The organism is Burkholderia sp. AU17457 (genome assembly GCF_002223255.1).
Taxonomy (GTDB): Bacteria; Pseudomonadota; Gammaproteobacteria; order Burkholderiales; family Burkholderiaceae; genus Burkholderia; species Burkholderia sola.
The window spans coordinates 1-13,937 of sequence record NZ_NKFB01000003.1; the positions used below are offsets into that span (position 1 = coordinate 1).

At 65.0% G+C, this 13,937-nt stretch carries 10 protein-coding genes and 2 rRNA genes; 11 read left to right on the forward strand and 1 reads right to left on the reverse strand.

Going from position 1 to position 13,937, the window contains the following annotated elements:
- The 4 genes from CFB49_RS02300 to CFB49_RS02315 form a co-directional block, all read left to right on the forward strand.
- Positions 1 to 114 (forward strand): 23S ribosomal RNA (locus CFB49_RS02300); the annotation flags it as partial.
- Positions 115 to 297: 183 nt separating this feature from the next.
- Positions 298 to 410 (forward strand): 5S ribosomal RNA (rrf, locus tag CFB49_RS02305).
- 360 nt (positions 411 to 770) lie between these two features.
- Positions 771 to 2,846, forward strand: a complete 2,076-nt coding sequence (locus CFB49_RS02310) for a molybdopterin-containing oxidoreductase family protein (RefSeq protein ID WP_089490640.1) — start codon at positions 771 to 773, stop codon at positions 2,844 to 2,846.
- A 137-nt stretch (positions 2,847 to 2,983) separates the two neighbouring features.
- On the forward strand, positions 2,984 to 4,657 hold the full coding sequence (locus CFB49_RS02315) for a long-chain fatty acid--CoA ligase (RefSeq protein WP_089434495.1): 1,674 nt from the start codon (positions 2,984 to 2,986) through the stop codon (positions 4,655 to 4,657).
- A 302-nt stretch (positions 4,658 to 4,959) separates the two neighbouring features.
- Here CFB49_RS02315 and CFB49_RS02320 read toward each other — a convergent pair whose 3' ends face one another.
- Complete coding sequence (locus CFB49_RS02320; protein ID WP_050013912.1) at positions 4,960 to 6,111, reverse strand: porin; 1,152 nt, start codon at positions 6,109 to 6,111, stop codon at positions 4,960 to 4,962.
- Positions 6,112 to 6,387: 276 nt separating this feature from the next.
- On the opposite strand from CFB49_RS02320, the gene coq7 reads away from it, so the two are divergent.
- The 7 genes from coq7 to CFB49_RS02355 all read left to right on the forward strand — a co-directional run bounded on the left by coq7 (position 6,388) and on the right by CFB49_RS02355 (position 13,923).
- Complete coding sequence (gene coq7 / locus CFB49_RS02325) at positions 6,388 to 7,014, forward strand: 2-polyprenyl-3-methyl-6-methoxy-1,4-benzoquinone monooxygenase (protein WP_069616833.1); 627 nt, start codon at positions 6,388 to 6,390, stop codon at positions 7,012 to 7,014.
- 386 nt (positions 7,015 to 7,400) lie between these two features.
- On the forward strand, positions 7,401 to 7,829 hold the full coding sequence (gene mraZ, locus CFB49_RS02330) for a division/cell wall cluster transcriptional repressor MraZ (RefSeq protein ID WP_006487094.1): 429 nt from the start codon (positions 7,401 to 7,403) through the stop codon (positions 7,827 to 7,829).
- A gap of 23 nt (positions 7,830 to 7,852) precedes the next feature.
- Entirely contained in the window at positions 7,853 to 8,794 is a 942-nt protein-coding gene (gene rsmH, locus CFB49_RS02335) for a 16S rRNA (cytosine(1402)-N(4))-methyltransferase RsmH (RefSeq protein ID WP_011694135.1), read from the forward strand.
- The gene (gene ftsL, locus CFB49_RS02340) at positions 8,791 to 9,132 is read left to right on the forward strand and encodes a cell division protein FtsL (protein WP_089434496.1); all 342 of its coding nucleotides are present in this window, start codon (positions 8,791 to 8,793) and stop codon (positions 9,130 to 9,132) included. Before rsmH ends, ftsL begins: the two co-directional genes overlap by 4 nt.
- Entirely contained in the window at positions 9,129 to 10,976 is a 1,848-nt protein-coding gene (locus CFB49_RS02345) for a peptidoglycan D,D-transpeptidase FtsI family protein (RefSeq protein ID WP_089490641.1), read from the forward strand. The genes ftsL and CFB49_RS02345 overlap by 4 nt, the downstream gene beginning before the upstream one ends.
- Complete coding sequence (locus CFB49_RS02350; RefSeq protein WP_069616830.1) at positions 10,973 to 12,520, forward strand: UDP-N-acetylmuramoyl-L-alanyl-D-glutamate--2,6-diaminopimelate ligase; 1,548 nt, start codon at positions 10,973 to 10,975, stop codon at positions 12,518 to 12,520. Before CFB49_RS02345 ends, CFB49_RS02350 begins: the two co-directional genes overlap by 4 nt.
- Positions 12,517 to 13,923 carry a UDP-N-acetylmuramoyl-tripeptide--D-alanyl-D-alanine ligase gene (locus CFB49_RS02355; protein ID WP_089490642.1) on the forward strand — a complete coding sequence of 469 codons (1,407 nt, stop codon included), beginning with the start codon at positions 12,517 to 12,519 and terminating at the stop codon, positions 13,921 to 13,923. The genes CFB49_RS02350 and CFB49_RS02355 overlap by 4 nt, the downstream gene beginning before the upstream one ends.
- Positions 13,924 to 13,937: the final 14 nt, after the last annotated feature.

The window sequence follows — 13,937 nt, forward strand, 5'->3', positions numbered from 1 at the left end:
GGGGACTAGATCCCCTTGAAGGGTCGTTCGAGACCAGGACGTTGATAGGTCAGGTGTGTAAGCGCAGTAATGCGTTCAGCTAACTGATACTAATTGCCCGTAAGGCTTGATCCTATAACAAGTCTGTCTCGATAGCCGTTAGCGCTTCAGCGCTTACGGATATCGAGCGTCGAGTGCAAGGCACTCGACGTACTGCGGTTGAAGTACCGCGTACGTGTGAGATACAGCTCACAACCTAAATTACTGCTTCTTCCAAGATTGGTTCTGTTGGCCACGCCAGCAGAACAACCCTCTTTGCCTGATGACCATAGCGAGTCGGTCCCACCCCTTCCCATCCCGAACAGGACCGTGAAACGACTCTACGCCGATGATAGTGCGGATTCCCGTGTGAAAGTAGGTAATCGTCAGGCTCCCTTAGCCAGAAACCCCCGCCCGAAAGGCGGGGGTTTTTGCATTTCGGCGTCCTCAAAAGCATGTGGCGAAGCGACGTACGCCGGGCTCCTCTGCCGCAAACCATTGCAGCATCAAACTCTTCTACTCCCTTCCATCTTCGGCGATTCTGCCGGTTATTGATCGTATCTTCGATCAAACCGCGCTTTGCTCCGGCAAACGCATATCGACAAGCGCGATTGCGCGACCCGCCTTCTGCTTCCTGCGGCCCGCCACCTCGTCCCCTCTTCGGTCAAGTAATCCAAAACCGGTGCGAAATGAACGCTTTATTCGACGTGTCCACGTAAAATTTGCGAATCCTCACCTCTGCATTCAAAACGATGAACGTCGCCACCCAGGTAGCCCGGGCCGTTTGCCCGCATGATTGTCCGGACACGTGCGCAATGCGGGTGACCGTCGACAACGGCAAGGCAATCAAGGTCACCGGCGACCCCGACCATCCTCCGACGCAGGGCGTGTTGTGTACGAAAGTCAGCCGATATGCGGATCGCGTTCATCATCCCGACCGCCTCACCGTTCCGCTCAGGCGGGTCGGCACGAAGGGGGAAGGGCGCTTCGTGCCGATCAGCTGGGACGAGGCCTTCGACGAGATCGGACGTCGCCTCGGTGAAATCGCCGAGCGCGCGCCGGAAGCAATCATGCCGTACAGCTATGCGGGGACGATGGGGCTCGTACAAGGCGAGGGCATCGCACAGCGCTTCTTTCACAAGCTCGGCGCGTCGCGGCTGGAGCGCACGATCTGCTCGGCGGCCGGCGCGGCGGGGCTGCGATACACGTACGGCGGCAGTGTCGGCATGCACGTCGAGCACTTTGAGGAAAGCGAACTGATCCTGATATGGGGCGCGAATCCGATTGCATCGAGCCTGCACTTCTGGACCCGCGCGCAGGAAGCGAAGCGTCGTGGCGCGCATCTTGTCGCGATCGACCCGTACCGTTCGCTGACCGCGGAGAAATGTCATCAGCACATTGCACTGAAGCCAGGTACCGACGGCGCGTTTGCGCTCGGCATGATGTACGTGCTGATTACCGAAAATCTGCTCGATCACGATTACATCGCCGACCACACGCTCGGCTTTGACGCACTCAAGGCGCGCGCCTTGTCCTATCCGCCGGAACGCGTTGCGCAGATCTGCGGCATCGACGCGTCGGAGCTGGTCGATCTTGCGCGTCGCTACGGCGCCACCCGCAAGGCATCCATCCGCCTCAACTACGGCATGCAACGCGTTCGCGGCGGCGGCAATGCCGTGCGCGCAATCGCAAGCCTGCCGGCGTTGACGGGGGCGTGGCGCGATCGGGCGGGTGGCCTGCTGCTCTCGTCGTCGGAATCGGCGCCCATCAATCAGGCGGCGCTGCTGCGTCCGGACCTGATGCCGGGTTGGCCGCACAAGCTGCCGCGCATCATCAACATGAACGCGCTCGGCGACGCGCTGCTGCATCCGGGCGACGCGACGTTCGGGCCGAAAGTCGAAGCGGTGATCGTGTACAACTCGAATCCGGTGGCGGTTGCACCCGACTCGTCGAAGGTTGCCGCGGGCTTCGCACGTGACGATTTGTTCACGGTCGTTCTCGAGCACTTCAAGACAGATACGGTCGATTTCGCCGACATTGTATTGCCGGCGACCACGCAGCTAGAACATCTGGATGTCCATAAGTCGTACGGCCATACCTACGTAATGGCGAACCTGCCGGCGATTCCGCCGGTGGGAGACGCGCGGCCGAACACGGAGATCTTTCGCGGAATCGCGCGCAGCATGGGACTCGACGAGCCCGCGCTCTATCACAGCGACGAAGAGGTTGCGCGCGCGGCGCTTCGCTGGGACGATCCGGCGCTCGACAGCGACTGGGACACGTTGAAGCGCGCCGGCTGGCTGAAGCTCAAGCTGCCGGAAGCGCCGTTCGCGAACGGCGGTTTCCGCACTCCCTCCGGCAAGTGCGAGTTCTACAGCCCGCGGCTCGAGCAGATGGGCATGGACCCCGTCCCTGACTATCTGCCGCCGTTCGAATCGGCCGAAGCCGCGCCCGAGCTTGCCGCACGCTATCCGCTGGCGATGATTTCGCCGCCGGCCCGCCACTTCCTGAACAGCACGTTCGTGAACGTCGACAGCCTGCGTTCGACGGAAGGCGAGCCGCACCTCGACATGCATCCGTCCGACGCCAGCGCGCGCGGGATCGCAGAGGGTGACGTCGTCCGCATCTTCAACGACCGCGGATCGATGCAGGCGCTCGCGCGGGTGACCGAGCGCGCGCGTGCCGGGCTCGTCGTCGGGCTGTCGATCTGGTGGAAGAAGCTGGCGCCGGACGGCAGGAACGCGAACGAGGTGACGAGCCAGGCGCTGACGGACCTGGGCAATTCGGCGACGTTTTACGATTGTCTTGTGGAAGTTGAGCGGATTTGATCGAATATCGCCGTATGATCAGACGAAATTGATATGCAAGTTCGAAGTGGACATCTAACCCTGTTGTCTCGGGGCGGGGGAGCCGTTACGATGCGTTTTAGCACGACCATTCGAAAATCTGTGAGGAGACGCGCGGTATGGATAAAATTTGGCTGAAATCGTACCCACCCGGCGTTCCAGCCGAAATTGATTCCTCTCCTTATCCGTCCGTTCCGGACCTGCTCGACGAGAGCTTTCGGCAGTACCGAGACCGTACCGCGTTCGTCTGCATGGGCAAGGGCATCACGTACGGCGAACTCGACAAGCTGTCGCGCGAGTTCGGTGCGTGGCTGCAATCCCGCGGCCTGGCTCGCGGGGCGCGCGTCGCGATCATGATGCCGAACGTGCTGCAATACCCGGTCACGATTGCCGCGGTCCTGCGCGCCGGCTACACCGTCGTCAACGTCAACCCGCTCTATACGCCGCGTGAGCTCGAGCATCAGCTGAAGGACAGCGGTGCGGAGGCAATCGTCATCCTCGAGAATTTCGCGTCGACGCTGCAGGCCGTCATCGCCGATACGGCCGTCAAGCACGTGGTCGTCGCGTCGATGGGCGACCTGCTGGGCATCAAGGGCTGGCTCGTCAATTATGTCGTGCGCAACGTGAAGAAGATGGTGCCTGCGTGGCAACTGCCGTCGTTCACGCGCTTCAAGGCCGCGCTGTCGGAGGGCGCGCGGCAGGGCTTCAAATCGCAGAAAATCGGCCCCGACGACGTCGCGTTCCTGCAGTACACGGGCGGGACGACCGGCGTGGCGAAGGGCGCGACGCTGCTGCACCGGAATATCGTGTCGAACGTGCTGCAGGCCGGCGCCTGGCATCAGCCGGCTCACGACAAGTACCCGGACGTGAAACAGTTCGTGACGGTTGTCGCGCTGCCGCTGTATCACGTGTTCGCACTGACTGTCTGCGGTTTCCTGACGATGCGCACGGGCGGTATGGGCATCCTGATCCCGAATCCGCGCGATATCGCCGGCATGATCAAGGAGCTGAAGGGGTACCAGATCTCGACGATTCCGGCCGTCAACACGCTGTACAACGCGCTGCTGAACCATCCGGAATTCGGTCAGCTCGACCTGTCGAAGCTCGTGATCGCCAACGGCGGCGGCATGGCGATCCAGGAAGGCGTCGCGAAGCGCTGGTATGAAAAGACCGGTACCGCGATCATCGAAGGATACGGGCTGTCGGAAACGTCGCCGGTGGCGACCTGCAACCCCGTGACGGCGACCGAATACAGCGGCACGATCGGCTTGCCGCTGCCGTCGACCGAAGTCGCGATCCGCGACGATGCCGGCAACGACGTCGCGCTCGGCGAGCCGGGCGAGATCTGCATCCGCGGGCCGCAGGTGATGGCCGGCTACTGGAACCGGCCGGACGAGACCGCGAAGGTCATGTTCGCGGACGGCTTCTTCAAGACGGGCGACGTCGGCGTGATGGACGCGCGCGGCTACGTGAAGATCGTCGATCGCAAGAAGGACATGATTCTCGTGTCCGGCTTCAACGTGTATCCGAACGAAGTCGAAGACGTGGTGGCGTCGCATCCGGGCGTGTTCGAGGTGGCGGCGGTCGGCGTGCCGGACGAGCATTCCGGCGAAGCCGTGAAGCTGTTCGTCGTCAAAAAGGATCCGGCGCTGACCGACAAGGACATCCTTGCCTACTGCAAGGAGCGGCTCACCGGGTACAAGCGGCCGAAGCTGGTCGAGTTCCGCACGGAGTTGCCGAAGACGAACGTCGGCAAGATCCTGCGGCGCGAACTACGTGACGGACGCGCGTAACGCACGCAACGATACGGTTGAACGAAACGCCCGGCCGGTGCCGGGTTTTCTGTTTGCGGCTGCGGGTGAATGACCGGAAGCGCCTGTTTCGTGCGGGCGGCGGCGCAAGCTTCGCGCTTTGGACCTGACGGCCGGGACGGCGCACCGCGACGCGCATCTACCGCCACTCGCGAGCCGATCGATTCGCCACCCGGCCACCTGCCACCCGGCCACCTGCTACCGACCGACACCCCGGCCGCACCAGAAAAGAAGAAGGCGCCCGAAGGCGCCTTCAATATGCTGCGGCTTGTCAGATAAGCTGATTAGAACTTGTGACGGATGCCGACGCGTGCCGCGACCTGGTTGCTGGTGCTCGACCCGGCCAGGCCGTTGATCGCTGCCGTTGCCTTCAGGACGTTGCCGTTCGAATCGAGCACGTTGCCCGATGCGTGCTGGTACACGCCGATCGCATAGACGTCGGTGCGCTTCGACAGGAAGTAGTCGACGCCCAGCGAGCCTTGGTGGTACTTGGCTGCCGAGTTGCCGTCGATCTTGCTGCCTTGCGTGTAGTCGTACGCGGCGCCGAGGATCAACGCCGGGGTCAACTGGTACTTGAAGTTGATTTCGCCGTTGTTGAACGTCGCGGTCTGGTTCACGAACGGGCCTGCCGAGAAGCCCTTGAACTTCGTGTTCGAGTACGTCGCGCCGATCGTCGCTGCGCCGAACGTGTACGCGCCGCCTGCACCGATGACCTGGTACGTGTTCGCATTGTTCGCATACGCGCCGTAGACCGGCGACGAGACCGACGACGATGCGGAACCGTTGTTGAACATGCCGCCGAACTGGTTCGGCGTACGTGCGTTCAAGTAACCGACGCCGAGGACCAGCGGGCCGTTGTTGTAGCCTGCGCCGAGCGACCAGACCTGGTTCTTCGAGAACTGGCCTGCCTGGCCGCCGAAGCTGTACAGGCCGCCGAACGTGAGGCCGCCGTAGTTCTGGCTCGTGAACTTGACCGCGTTGTTCACGCGATACGCGTTGTTGAAGTTGTCGAGGTCGCCCGGGTGAGCGGCGATGTAGCCGCCCCACTGGTCGCCTGCCTCGAGCGGGCCGACGAAGTCGACGACGGAATCGTACTGACGGCCCAGCGTGACCGTACCGTACGGGCTCGACAGGCCGACGTAAGCCTGACGGCCGAACATCAGGCCGCCCTGACCGAGCCTGCCGCTGTTCACGTCGAAACCGTTTTCGAGGGTGAAGATCGCCTTCAGGCCGCCACCGAGGTCCTCGGTGCCGCGCAGGCCGAAGCGGCTGCCTTGCATCACGCCGCTCGCCAGGCCGTACAGGTGCTTGCCGCCTGCGTTGTTGTTGAAGAGGAAGCCTTCATCGATGATGCCGTAAAGCGTCACGCTGCTTTGCGCATGGGCAGCGCCAGCGAACGCGCCCAGCGCGACGAGCGCGAGAAGCGACTTTTTCATTAGCGGATCTCCAAGAATCACTGAATTTTTTTGGCGGGGCGGATAGTTATGTTCTGTCGACAGGCCCCATCAACTTCGCAAGAAGTCGCACGTAATGTAGCAAAGCTGGTTTTTGCCACAAAGCGAAATGCTGCAGCTCAACGCCGCCATGTTTCCTTTATGCAACAATGGTTAAAATCACGGGTTAACCGCAATTTCCGCTGAATAATCAACTCGGTTACGCAGCGGACTCGTGCCCTTGCCGCGCGCGGCGGCACCTGCAGCTAGGAGAACAGGATGGTGTTGGATGAACTGATCAGCGAATTCGATCGCGGCCTGCGATCGCTGACCGGCATTAGCCGGATGAGCCGGCCGGTGCCCGTGCCGGCCGATACGACGGACGTCGAACTGACGCCCGCCGAGCGCACGCACGCGGCCGGCCTGATGCGCGTGAATCACGTCGGCGAGGTCTGTGCGCAGGCGCTCTATCAGGCGCAGAAGCTCACCGCGCGCACGGCGTCGGCGAAGGCGATGTTCGAGGAAGCCGCGCGCGAGGAGGAGGATCACCTCGCATGGACCGCGCACCGGCTGAAGGAACTCGATTCGCGCCCGAGCCTGCTGAACCCGCTGTGGTATGCCGGCGCGCTCGCGATCGGCGTGGCGGCCGGCACGCTCGGCGACAAGGTCAGCCTCGGCTTCATGGCCGAGACGGAGCGGCAGGTCGAGAGCCATCTCGAAGGTCACATGTCCGAGCTGCCGGCGACCGACGCCGCGTCGCGCGCGATCGTCGACCAGATGCGGATCGACGAGGTGAAGCACGGCAAGGCCGCGACCGACGCCGGCGGGATCGAGCTGCCGCTGCCCGCGCGCATGCTGATGCGTGCCGCATCGAAAGTCATGACGCGCACTGCTTACTATCTCTGAGATTTGGGCCCGGGTGGCGCAGGACGCCGCCCCGGTTCACCGCCCCCGATACCGTCCACGCGCTCCTCGTTTTCCCGCCCCCGAAAGCCCCGTCCGCACGCCCGTCTGGCCCGTCTTTCTCACGTATCACCTTCACAAGTTGCACTAGCTCATTCATTTATAACGGTTTTTGGAATGAGGGGTCGCATGAGCATGTGCGCGTAAGTCCTTGTTCTAACTAACAAAATTCGTCAAAAAAGCGGGCCGCTCCCTTGACCGTGCCACACCCTTCCTCTAAAGTGGGAGACAGTGTGAGAAAGTGTATTTTTGTGTGATTTAGCAGGCTGTTCCGGCTAAATTCTCAGCATTGAGCGGGTGCTTCGGTGCCCTGAACGGGAGAGCGGAAAGTGTTCCAAGGGGCGTCGGCGCTGACGCTCGATGCGAAAGGGCGGATGTCGGTGCCGGCTCGCTATCGCGAAGCGCTGCAAGGACAGGCAGAAGGACGGGTGACTGTGACCAAGCACCCGGACGGCTGCCTGTTGCTGTTTCCGCGCCCCGAATGGGAAGTGTTCCGCGCCAAGATCGCCGCGCTGCCGATGGATGCGCACTGGTGGCGGCGAATTTTTCTCGGCAATGCGATGGATGTCGATCTCGACAGCGCGGGCCGGATTCTCGTATCGCCCGAGCTGCGCATGGCAGCCGGACTGGAAAAGGAAGTCATGTTGTTGGGAATGGGTAGTCACTTCGAGCTGTGGGATTCGCAGACCTACAACGCGAAGGAGCAGGCAGCGATGGCGCAGGGCATGCCCGACGCGCTGAAGAATTTCACGTTCTGATTGCGGTGACGGAGACGCCCGCGATGGGAAATGAATTGCGGCATCGGACGGTGCTGTTGGATGAAGCGGTGGAGTCGCTCGTGACGAGGCCGGACGGCGTGTATGTCGACGGCACGTTCGGGCGCGGCGGCCACAGCCGCGCGGTGCTCGCGCGGCTGGCGTCGGCCGGGCGGCTGATCGCGTTCGACAAGGATCCGAGGGCGATCGAGACGGCGCAGGGCATCGAGGATGCGCGCTTCTCGATCGTGCATGACAGCTTTGCATCGATGCGCGACGCGCTTGCGGCGCGCGGCGTCGAGAAGGTGTCGGGGGTGTTGCTGGACCTGGGCGTGTCCTCGCCGCAGGTGGACGATCCGGCGCGCGGCTTCAGTTTCCGCGCCGATGGTCCGCTGGACATGCGAATGGATCCGACGCGCGGCGAGTCGGCGGCCGAATGGCTCGCGCGGGCATCGGTGCAGGAATTGACGGAGGTGATACGGGATTATGGGGAAGAACGGTTTGCTTTTCAGATTGCAAAGGCGCTTGTTGCTCGCCGGGCAGAGTCCGACCGTCTTGGGCCTCTCGACACCACGGGCGAGCTTGCCCAAATCGTGGGTCACGTCGTCAAAACCCGTGAGAAGGGCAAGGATCCGGCAACCCGCACCTTTCAGGCTATACGGATTCACGTCAATCAAGAGCTTGCGGACCTGCAAGTCGTACTAGACGCGGCACTGTCGTTGCTGGAGCAAGGGGGGCGGCTGGTGGTCATCAGCTTTCATTCACTCGAGGACCGGATCGTCAAGCGATTCATGCAGGCGCACGCGAGTGCGCCTGCGGTCGATCGTCGCCTGCCGATCCGCGCCGTCGACCTCCCGAGCCCGCCGCTCAAGATCATCAGCCGCCAGTTTCCGAGCGAAGCGGAAGTCGCCGCGAATCCGCGCGCCCGCTCGGCCGTGATGCGCATTGCGGAGCGCGTCACGCCATGAGCCGTCTCAATATCTTCCTGCTGATCATCGTGATGGGTTGCGCGCTGTCGGTCGTCAACTCGACGAACCAGCAACGCCAGATCTTCATTCAGCTGCAGCGCGCGCAGTCGCAGGAGCGTCAGCTCCAGCAGGACTACGCGCAGCTTCAATATCAGCAGAGCGCGCTGTCGAAGACGTCGCGCATCGAGCAGCTCGCGAACGATTCGCTGAAAATGCAGCCGATTTCGACCGGCCGCACGCAATACCTGACGCTGCCGCCGGGCGCGGCGAAGGCGATCGACGCGCCGATCGCGGCGTCGGCCGACACGGCCGGCAAGGGCAAGGGGGGCGCGCGATGAAGCCGTCCTCGAAGCGCCAGAACGTGAAGTTCTCGTCGAGCCCCGTGCTGGGCGTGCATTTGCCGATGTGGCGCTCGAAGCTCGTCGTGTTCCTGCTGTTCATGGCGTTCGTCGCGTTGACCGCGCGGGCGTTCTGGATCCAGGGGCCCGGCAACGCGTTCTATCAGAAGCAGGGCGAAAGCCGCTACCAGCGCACGCTCGAGCTGCCCGCCACGCGCGGCAAGATTCTCGACCGTAACGGGCTCGTGCTCGCGACGAGCCTGCCGGTGCGCGCGATCTGGGCGATTCCGGACGCGGTGCCCGACGATCTCGACGCCGACAAGATCAACCAGCTCGGCAAGCTCCTCGGCATGACGTCGAAGGAACTGCGCGTGAAGCTGTCGCAAGACAAGGGTTTCGTCTACGTGAAGCGCCAGGTGCCGATCGACGTCGCGGACAAGGTCGCCGCGCTCGACATCCCCGGCATCTATCAGCGCAACGAGTACAAGCGCTTCTACCCGGAAGGCGAGATCACCGCTCACCTGATCGGTTTCACGAACGTCGAGGACGAAGGGCAGGAAGGCGTCGAACTGGGCGACCAGAAGATGCTGTCCGGCACGTCGGGCATGCGTCGCGTGATCAAGGACCGGATGGGGCACATCGTCGAGGATGTCGCCGAGCAGATCCCGCCGCACAACGGCACCGACGTCGATCTGTCGATCGACAGCAAGATCCAGTACATCGCGTACGCGAACCTGAAGGCCGCCGTCGAGAAGTTCAAGGCGAAGGCGGGCGCGGCGATGGTGGTCGACGTGCGTACCGGCGAAGTGCTCGCGCTCGTCAACTACCCGACGTACAACCCGAACGACCGTTCGCGCATGACGGGCGAGCAGTTGCGCAACCGGATCATGACCGACGTGTTCGAGCCGGGCTCGATCATGAAGCCGTTCACCGTGTCGCTCGCGCTCGATCTGCACCGCGTGACGCCGAACACGCTCGTCGAGACGGGCAACGGGCATTTCGTGCTCGACGGCGCGCCGATCACCGACGACGCGGGTTTCGGCACGCTGACGGTCGGCGGCGTGATCCAGAAGTCGAGCAACATCGGCGCGACGAAAATCGCGATGACGATGCGGCCCGAGGAAATGTGGAATATGTATACGAGCATCGGCCTCGGCCAGGCGCCGAAGGTCGGGTTCCCGGGCGCGGTGGCCGGCCGCCTGCGTCCGTGGAAGAGCTGGCGCCGCATCGAGCAGGCGACGATGTCGTACGGCTATGGCCTGTCGGTGTCGCTGTTCCAGCTCGCACGGGCGTACACGGCGATCGCGCACGACGGCGAGCTGATGCCCGTGACCATTTTCAAGACTGACCCCAATCAACCGATCGCGGGCACGCAGGTGTTCAATCCGACTACCGCGCGCGAAGTCCGCACGATGCTCGAGACGGTGGTCGCGCCGGGCGGCACGTCGCCGGATGCGGCCGTGCCGGGCTATCGCGTCGGCGGCAAGAGCGGTACCGCATACAAGCACGAAGGTCACGGCTACACGCGCAAGTACCGCGCGTCGTTCGTCGGGATGGCGCCGATGCCGAATCCGCGCGTCGTGATCGCGGTGTCGGTCGACGAGCCGACTGCCGGCAGCCACTTCGGCGGTCAGGTGTCGGGCCCCGTATTCTCCGCGATCGCCGGCGACACGATGCGTGCGCTGAACGTCCCGCCGAACATGCCGATCAAGCAGCTCGTCGTCTCCGACGATTCACCGGAATCTGCTGCCGCAAAGGGCCCGCAAAAGCTGGCCGCGGGCAGCGGCGCGAAGCATATGATCGTATCCAGCACGACGCGTAATTCACCAGGAGTTGTTCGATGAGCGCCGCCCGCAGTTCCCATCCGGCGCATCAGCAGATCGCAGCCGCGCTCGCGTGGCTGCGTCAGCATGTGGCCCCCGCGGCGCAACTGCATGCGGACACGCGCAGCCTGAAGGCTGGCGACGTGTTCGTCGCGTATGCGGTCGACGGGGCAGATAACCGCGCTTTCATGGCCGACGCCGTCGCACGCGGTGCGGCTGCCGTGCTGTATCAGCCGGAAGGGCTGAGCGCAGCACCGGCCGCGCCGGCCGTACCCGTCGCGCTCGCGGTGCCGGCGCTCGACCAGCTCGCCGGCGAGATCGCCAGCGGCTGGTGCGGCGATCCGAGCGACAGCCTGCTCGCGATCGGCGTCACCGGCACGAACGGCAAGACGTCGTGCACGCAATGGATCGCCACCGCGCTGACGGCGTTGCACCAACCGTGCGCGGTGATCGGCACGCTCGGCAGCGGGATGCCCGGCCAGCTCGTGCCGACCGGCTTCACGACGCCCGACGCGCCGCAACTTCAGCGCAGCCTCGCGCAGTTGCGCGACGCGGGCGCACAGGCTGTCGCGATGGAGGTTTCGTCGCACGCGCTGCACCAGGGGCGTGTGAATGGCACGGCGTTCGACATCGCGGTGTTTACGAACCTCACACAGGATCACCTCGACTATCACGGCACGTTCGATGCGTACGAGGCGGCGAAGGCGAAGCTGTTCGCGTGGCGCGGCTTGCGCGCGGCGGTGATCAACCGCGACGACGCGGCGGGCCGTCGCCTGCTCGAGAAGCTGGCCGGCCGCGTGCGCACGATCGCATACGGGATCGGCGACGCTCCGGCGCCCGACGCCGATCGCGAGCTGATCGCGCTCGACGTGCGCGCGACGGCGACGGGTACCGCATTCCGCGTGCGCTCGTCGTGGGGCGACGCGGACGTCGAGGTCGGCACGCTCGGCACGTTCAACGTCAGCAACCTGCTCGCGGTACTCGGCTCGCTGCTCGCGGCCGACGTGCCGTTCGACGCGGCTCTCGCCGAAATCGGGCGGCTCGAGTCGGTCAACGGCCGGATGCAGCGGCTCGGCGGCCGACTGCAGAACGACGAACCGCTCGTCGTGATCGACTACGCGCATACGCCCGACGCGCTTGAAAAGACGCTCGACGCGCTGCGCCCGATCGCCGCGGCGCGCGGCGGACGGCTCGTCTGCATGTTCGGCTGCGGCGGCGATCGCGATGCGACGAAGCGTCCGCTGATGGGCGCGATCGCGGAGCGGCTCGCCGACGAAACCGTCGTCACGAGCGACAACCCGCGCAGCGAAGATCCGCAGCGCATCATCGACCAGGTCGTCGCGGGCATGACCGCGCCCGATCGCGCACGCCGTATCGAGGATCGCGCGAGCGCGATCCTGCAGGCCGTGCGCGGCGCCGCACGCGAGGATGTCGTCGTGCTGGCCGGCAAGGGCCACGAGGCCACGCAGGAAATCATGGGCAAGAAGCGCGCGTTCTCCGACCAGGATCACGCGCGGCTCGCGCTCGCTGCGCGCGCGACGCAGGGCAAGGGAGGCGCCGAATGACGATGCTCAGTCTCGGCGAAGCCGCCCGCCTGATTCCCGGCGCCACCGTCCACGGCGATGCGGGCGTCACGTTCGACCGCGTGTCGACCGACAGCCGCACGGTCGGCCCGGGCGACCTGTTCGTCGCGCTGAAGGGCGAGCGCTTCGACGCGCACGACTTCCTCGGCGACGTCGCCGCACGCGGGGCGGCCGCGGCGCTCGTCGCGCATGCGCCCGCGGGCGTCGCGATGCCGATGATCGAAGGCGGCGAAACGCGTGCCGCGCTCGGTGCGCTCGCGCACGGCTGGCGGATGCGATTCCCGCTGCCGCTCGTCGCGGTGACGGGCAGCAACGGCAAGACGACCGTCAAGGAAATGATCGCGTCGATCTTCGCGGCGGCGGTCGGCGCCGACGCGCGGCTCGCGACGACCGGCAACCTGAATAACGATGTCGGCCTGCCGCTGACGCTGCTGCGCCTGTCGGCCGCGCATCGTCTCGCGGTGATCGAGATCGGCATGAACCACCCGGGCGAAACCGAGGTCCTCGCGCGCGTCACCGCGCCGACGGTCGCGCTCGTCAACAACGCGCAGCGCGAGCACCAGGAATTCATGGCGACGGTCGAAGCCGTCGCGCTCGAACACGCGGCCGTGATCCACGCGCTGCCGCCGGACGGCGTCGCGGTGTTCCCGGCCGACGACGCGTACGCGGGCATCTGGCGCGTCGCGGCGACCGGCAACCGGATCCTCGATTTCGCGCTGCACGACGCCGAACGGCAGAACGACGCGCAGGTGGTCGGTCGCGTGCACGGCGGCGAACTCGCGATCGACACGCCGGCGGGCGCCGTCACGGTGCGGCTGCGCGCGCTCGGCGAGCACAACGCGCGTAATGCGCTGGCCGCGACGGCCGCGGCGCTCGGCGCCGGCGTCGCGCTGTCGGCGATCCGGCAGGGGCTCGAATCGTTCGAACCGGTCAAGGGCCGGCTGCAGGTGAAGCAGGCGAGCGTCGGCAGCCTCGCGGGCGCGACGGTCGTCGACGACACATACAACGCGAACCCCGATTCGATGCGTGCCGCGATCGACGTGCTCGCCGCGCATCCGGCGCCGCGCGTGCTGGTGATCGGCGACATGGGCGAAGTCGGCGACGAAGGGCCGGCATTCCACCGCGAGGTCGGCGCGTACGCGCGCGAACGCGGGATCGACGCGCTGTTCGCGCTCGGCGACGCATCGCGCGACGCGTGCACCGCATACGGCGACACGGCACGCCATTTCGGCGACGTCGGCGCGCTCGTGTCGGCGCTGCTCGCGGCCGGTTACGGCGCGCACGCGACGGTGCTCGTGAAGGGCTCGCGGTACATGAAGATGGAGCGCGTGGTCGACGCGCTGACGAACCAACCCGCGGCGGGCACCGTGCCCGCCGCACACTGAGTAGAAGGAAGGAA

What these genes read in the sequence shown, in the direction of transcription:
- CFB49_RS02310 (WP_089490640.1), top strand. Translation starts at nt 771, where the DNA reads ATGAACGTCGCCACCCAGGTAGCCCGGGCCGTTTGCCCGCATGATTGT.
- CFB49_RS02315 (WP_089434495.1), top strand. Translation starts at nt 2,984, where the DNA reads ATGGATAAAATTTGGCTGAAATCGTACCCACCCGGCGTTCCAGCCGAA.
- CFB49_RS02320 (WP_050013912.1), bottom strand. Translation starts at nt 6,111, where the DNA reads ATGAAAAAGTCGCTTCTCGCGCTCGTCGCGCTGGGCGCGTTCGCTGGC.
- coq7 (WP_069616833.1), top strand. Translation starts at nt 6,388, where the DNA reads ATGGTGTTGGATGAACTGATCAGCGAATTCGATCGCGGCCTGCGATCG.
- rsmH (WP_011694135.1), top strand. Translation starts at nt 7,853, where the DNA reads ATGGGAAATGAATTGCGGCATCGGACGGTGCTGTTGGATGAAGCGGTG.
- ftsL (WP_089434496.1), top strand. Translation starts at nt 8,791, where the DNA reads ATGAGCCGTCTCAATATCTTCCTGCTGATCATCGTGATGGGTTGCGCG.
- CFB49_RS02345 (WP_089490641.1), top strand. Translation starts at nt 9,129, where the DNA reads ATGAAGCCGTCCTCGAAGCGCCAGAACGTGAAGTTCTCGTCGAGCCCC.
- CFB49_RS02350 (WP_069616830.1), top strand. Translation starts at nt 10,973, where the DNA reads ATGAGCGCCGCCCGCAGTTCCCATCCGGCGCATCAGCAGATCGCAGCC.
- CFB49_RS02355 (WP_089490642.1), top strand. Translation starts at nt 12,517, where the DNA reads ATGACGATGCTCAGTCTCGGCGAAGCCGCCCGCCTGATTCCCGGCGCC.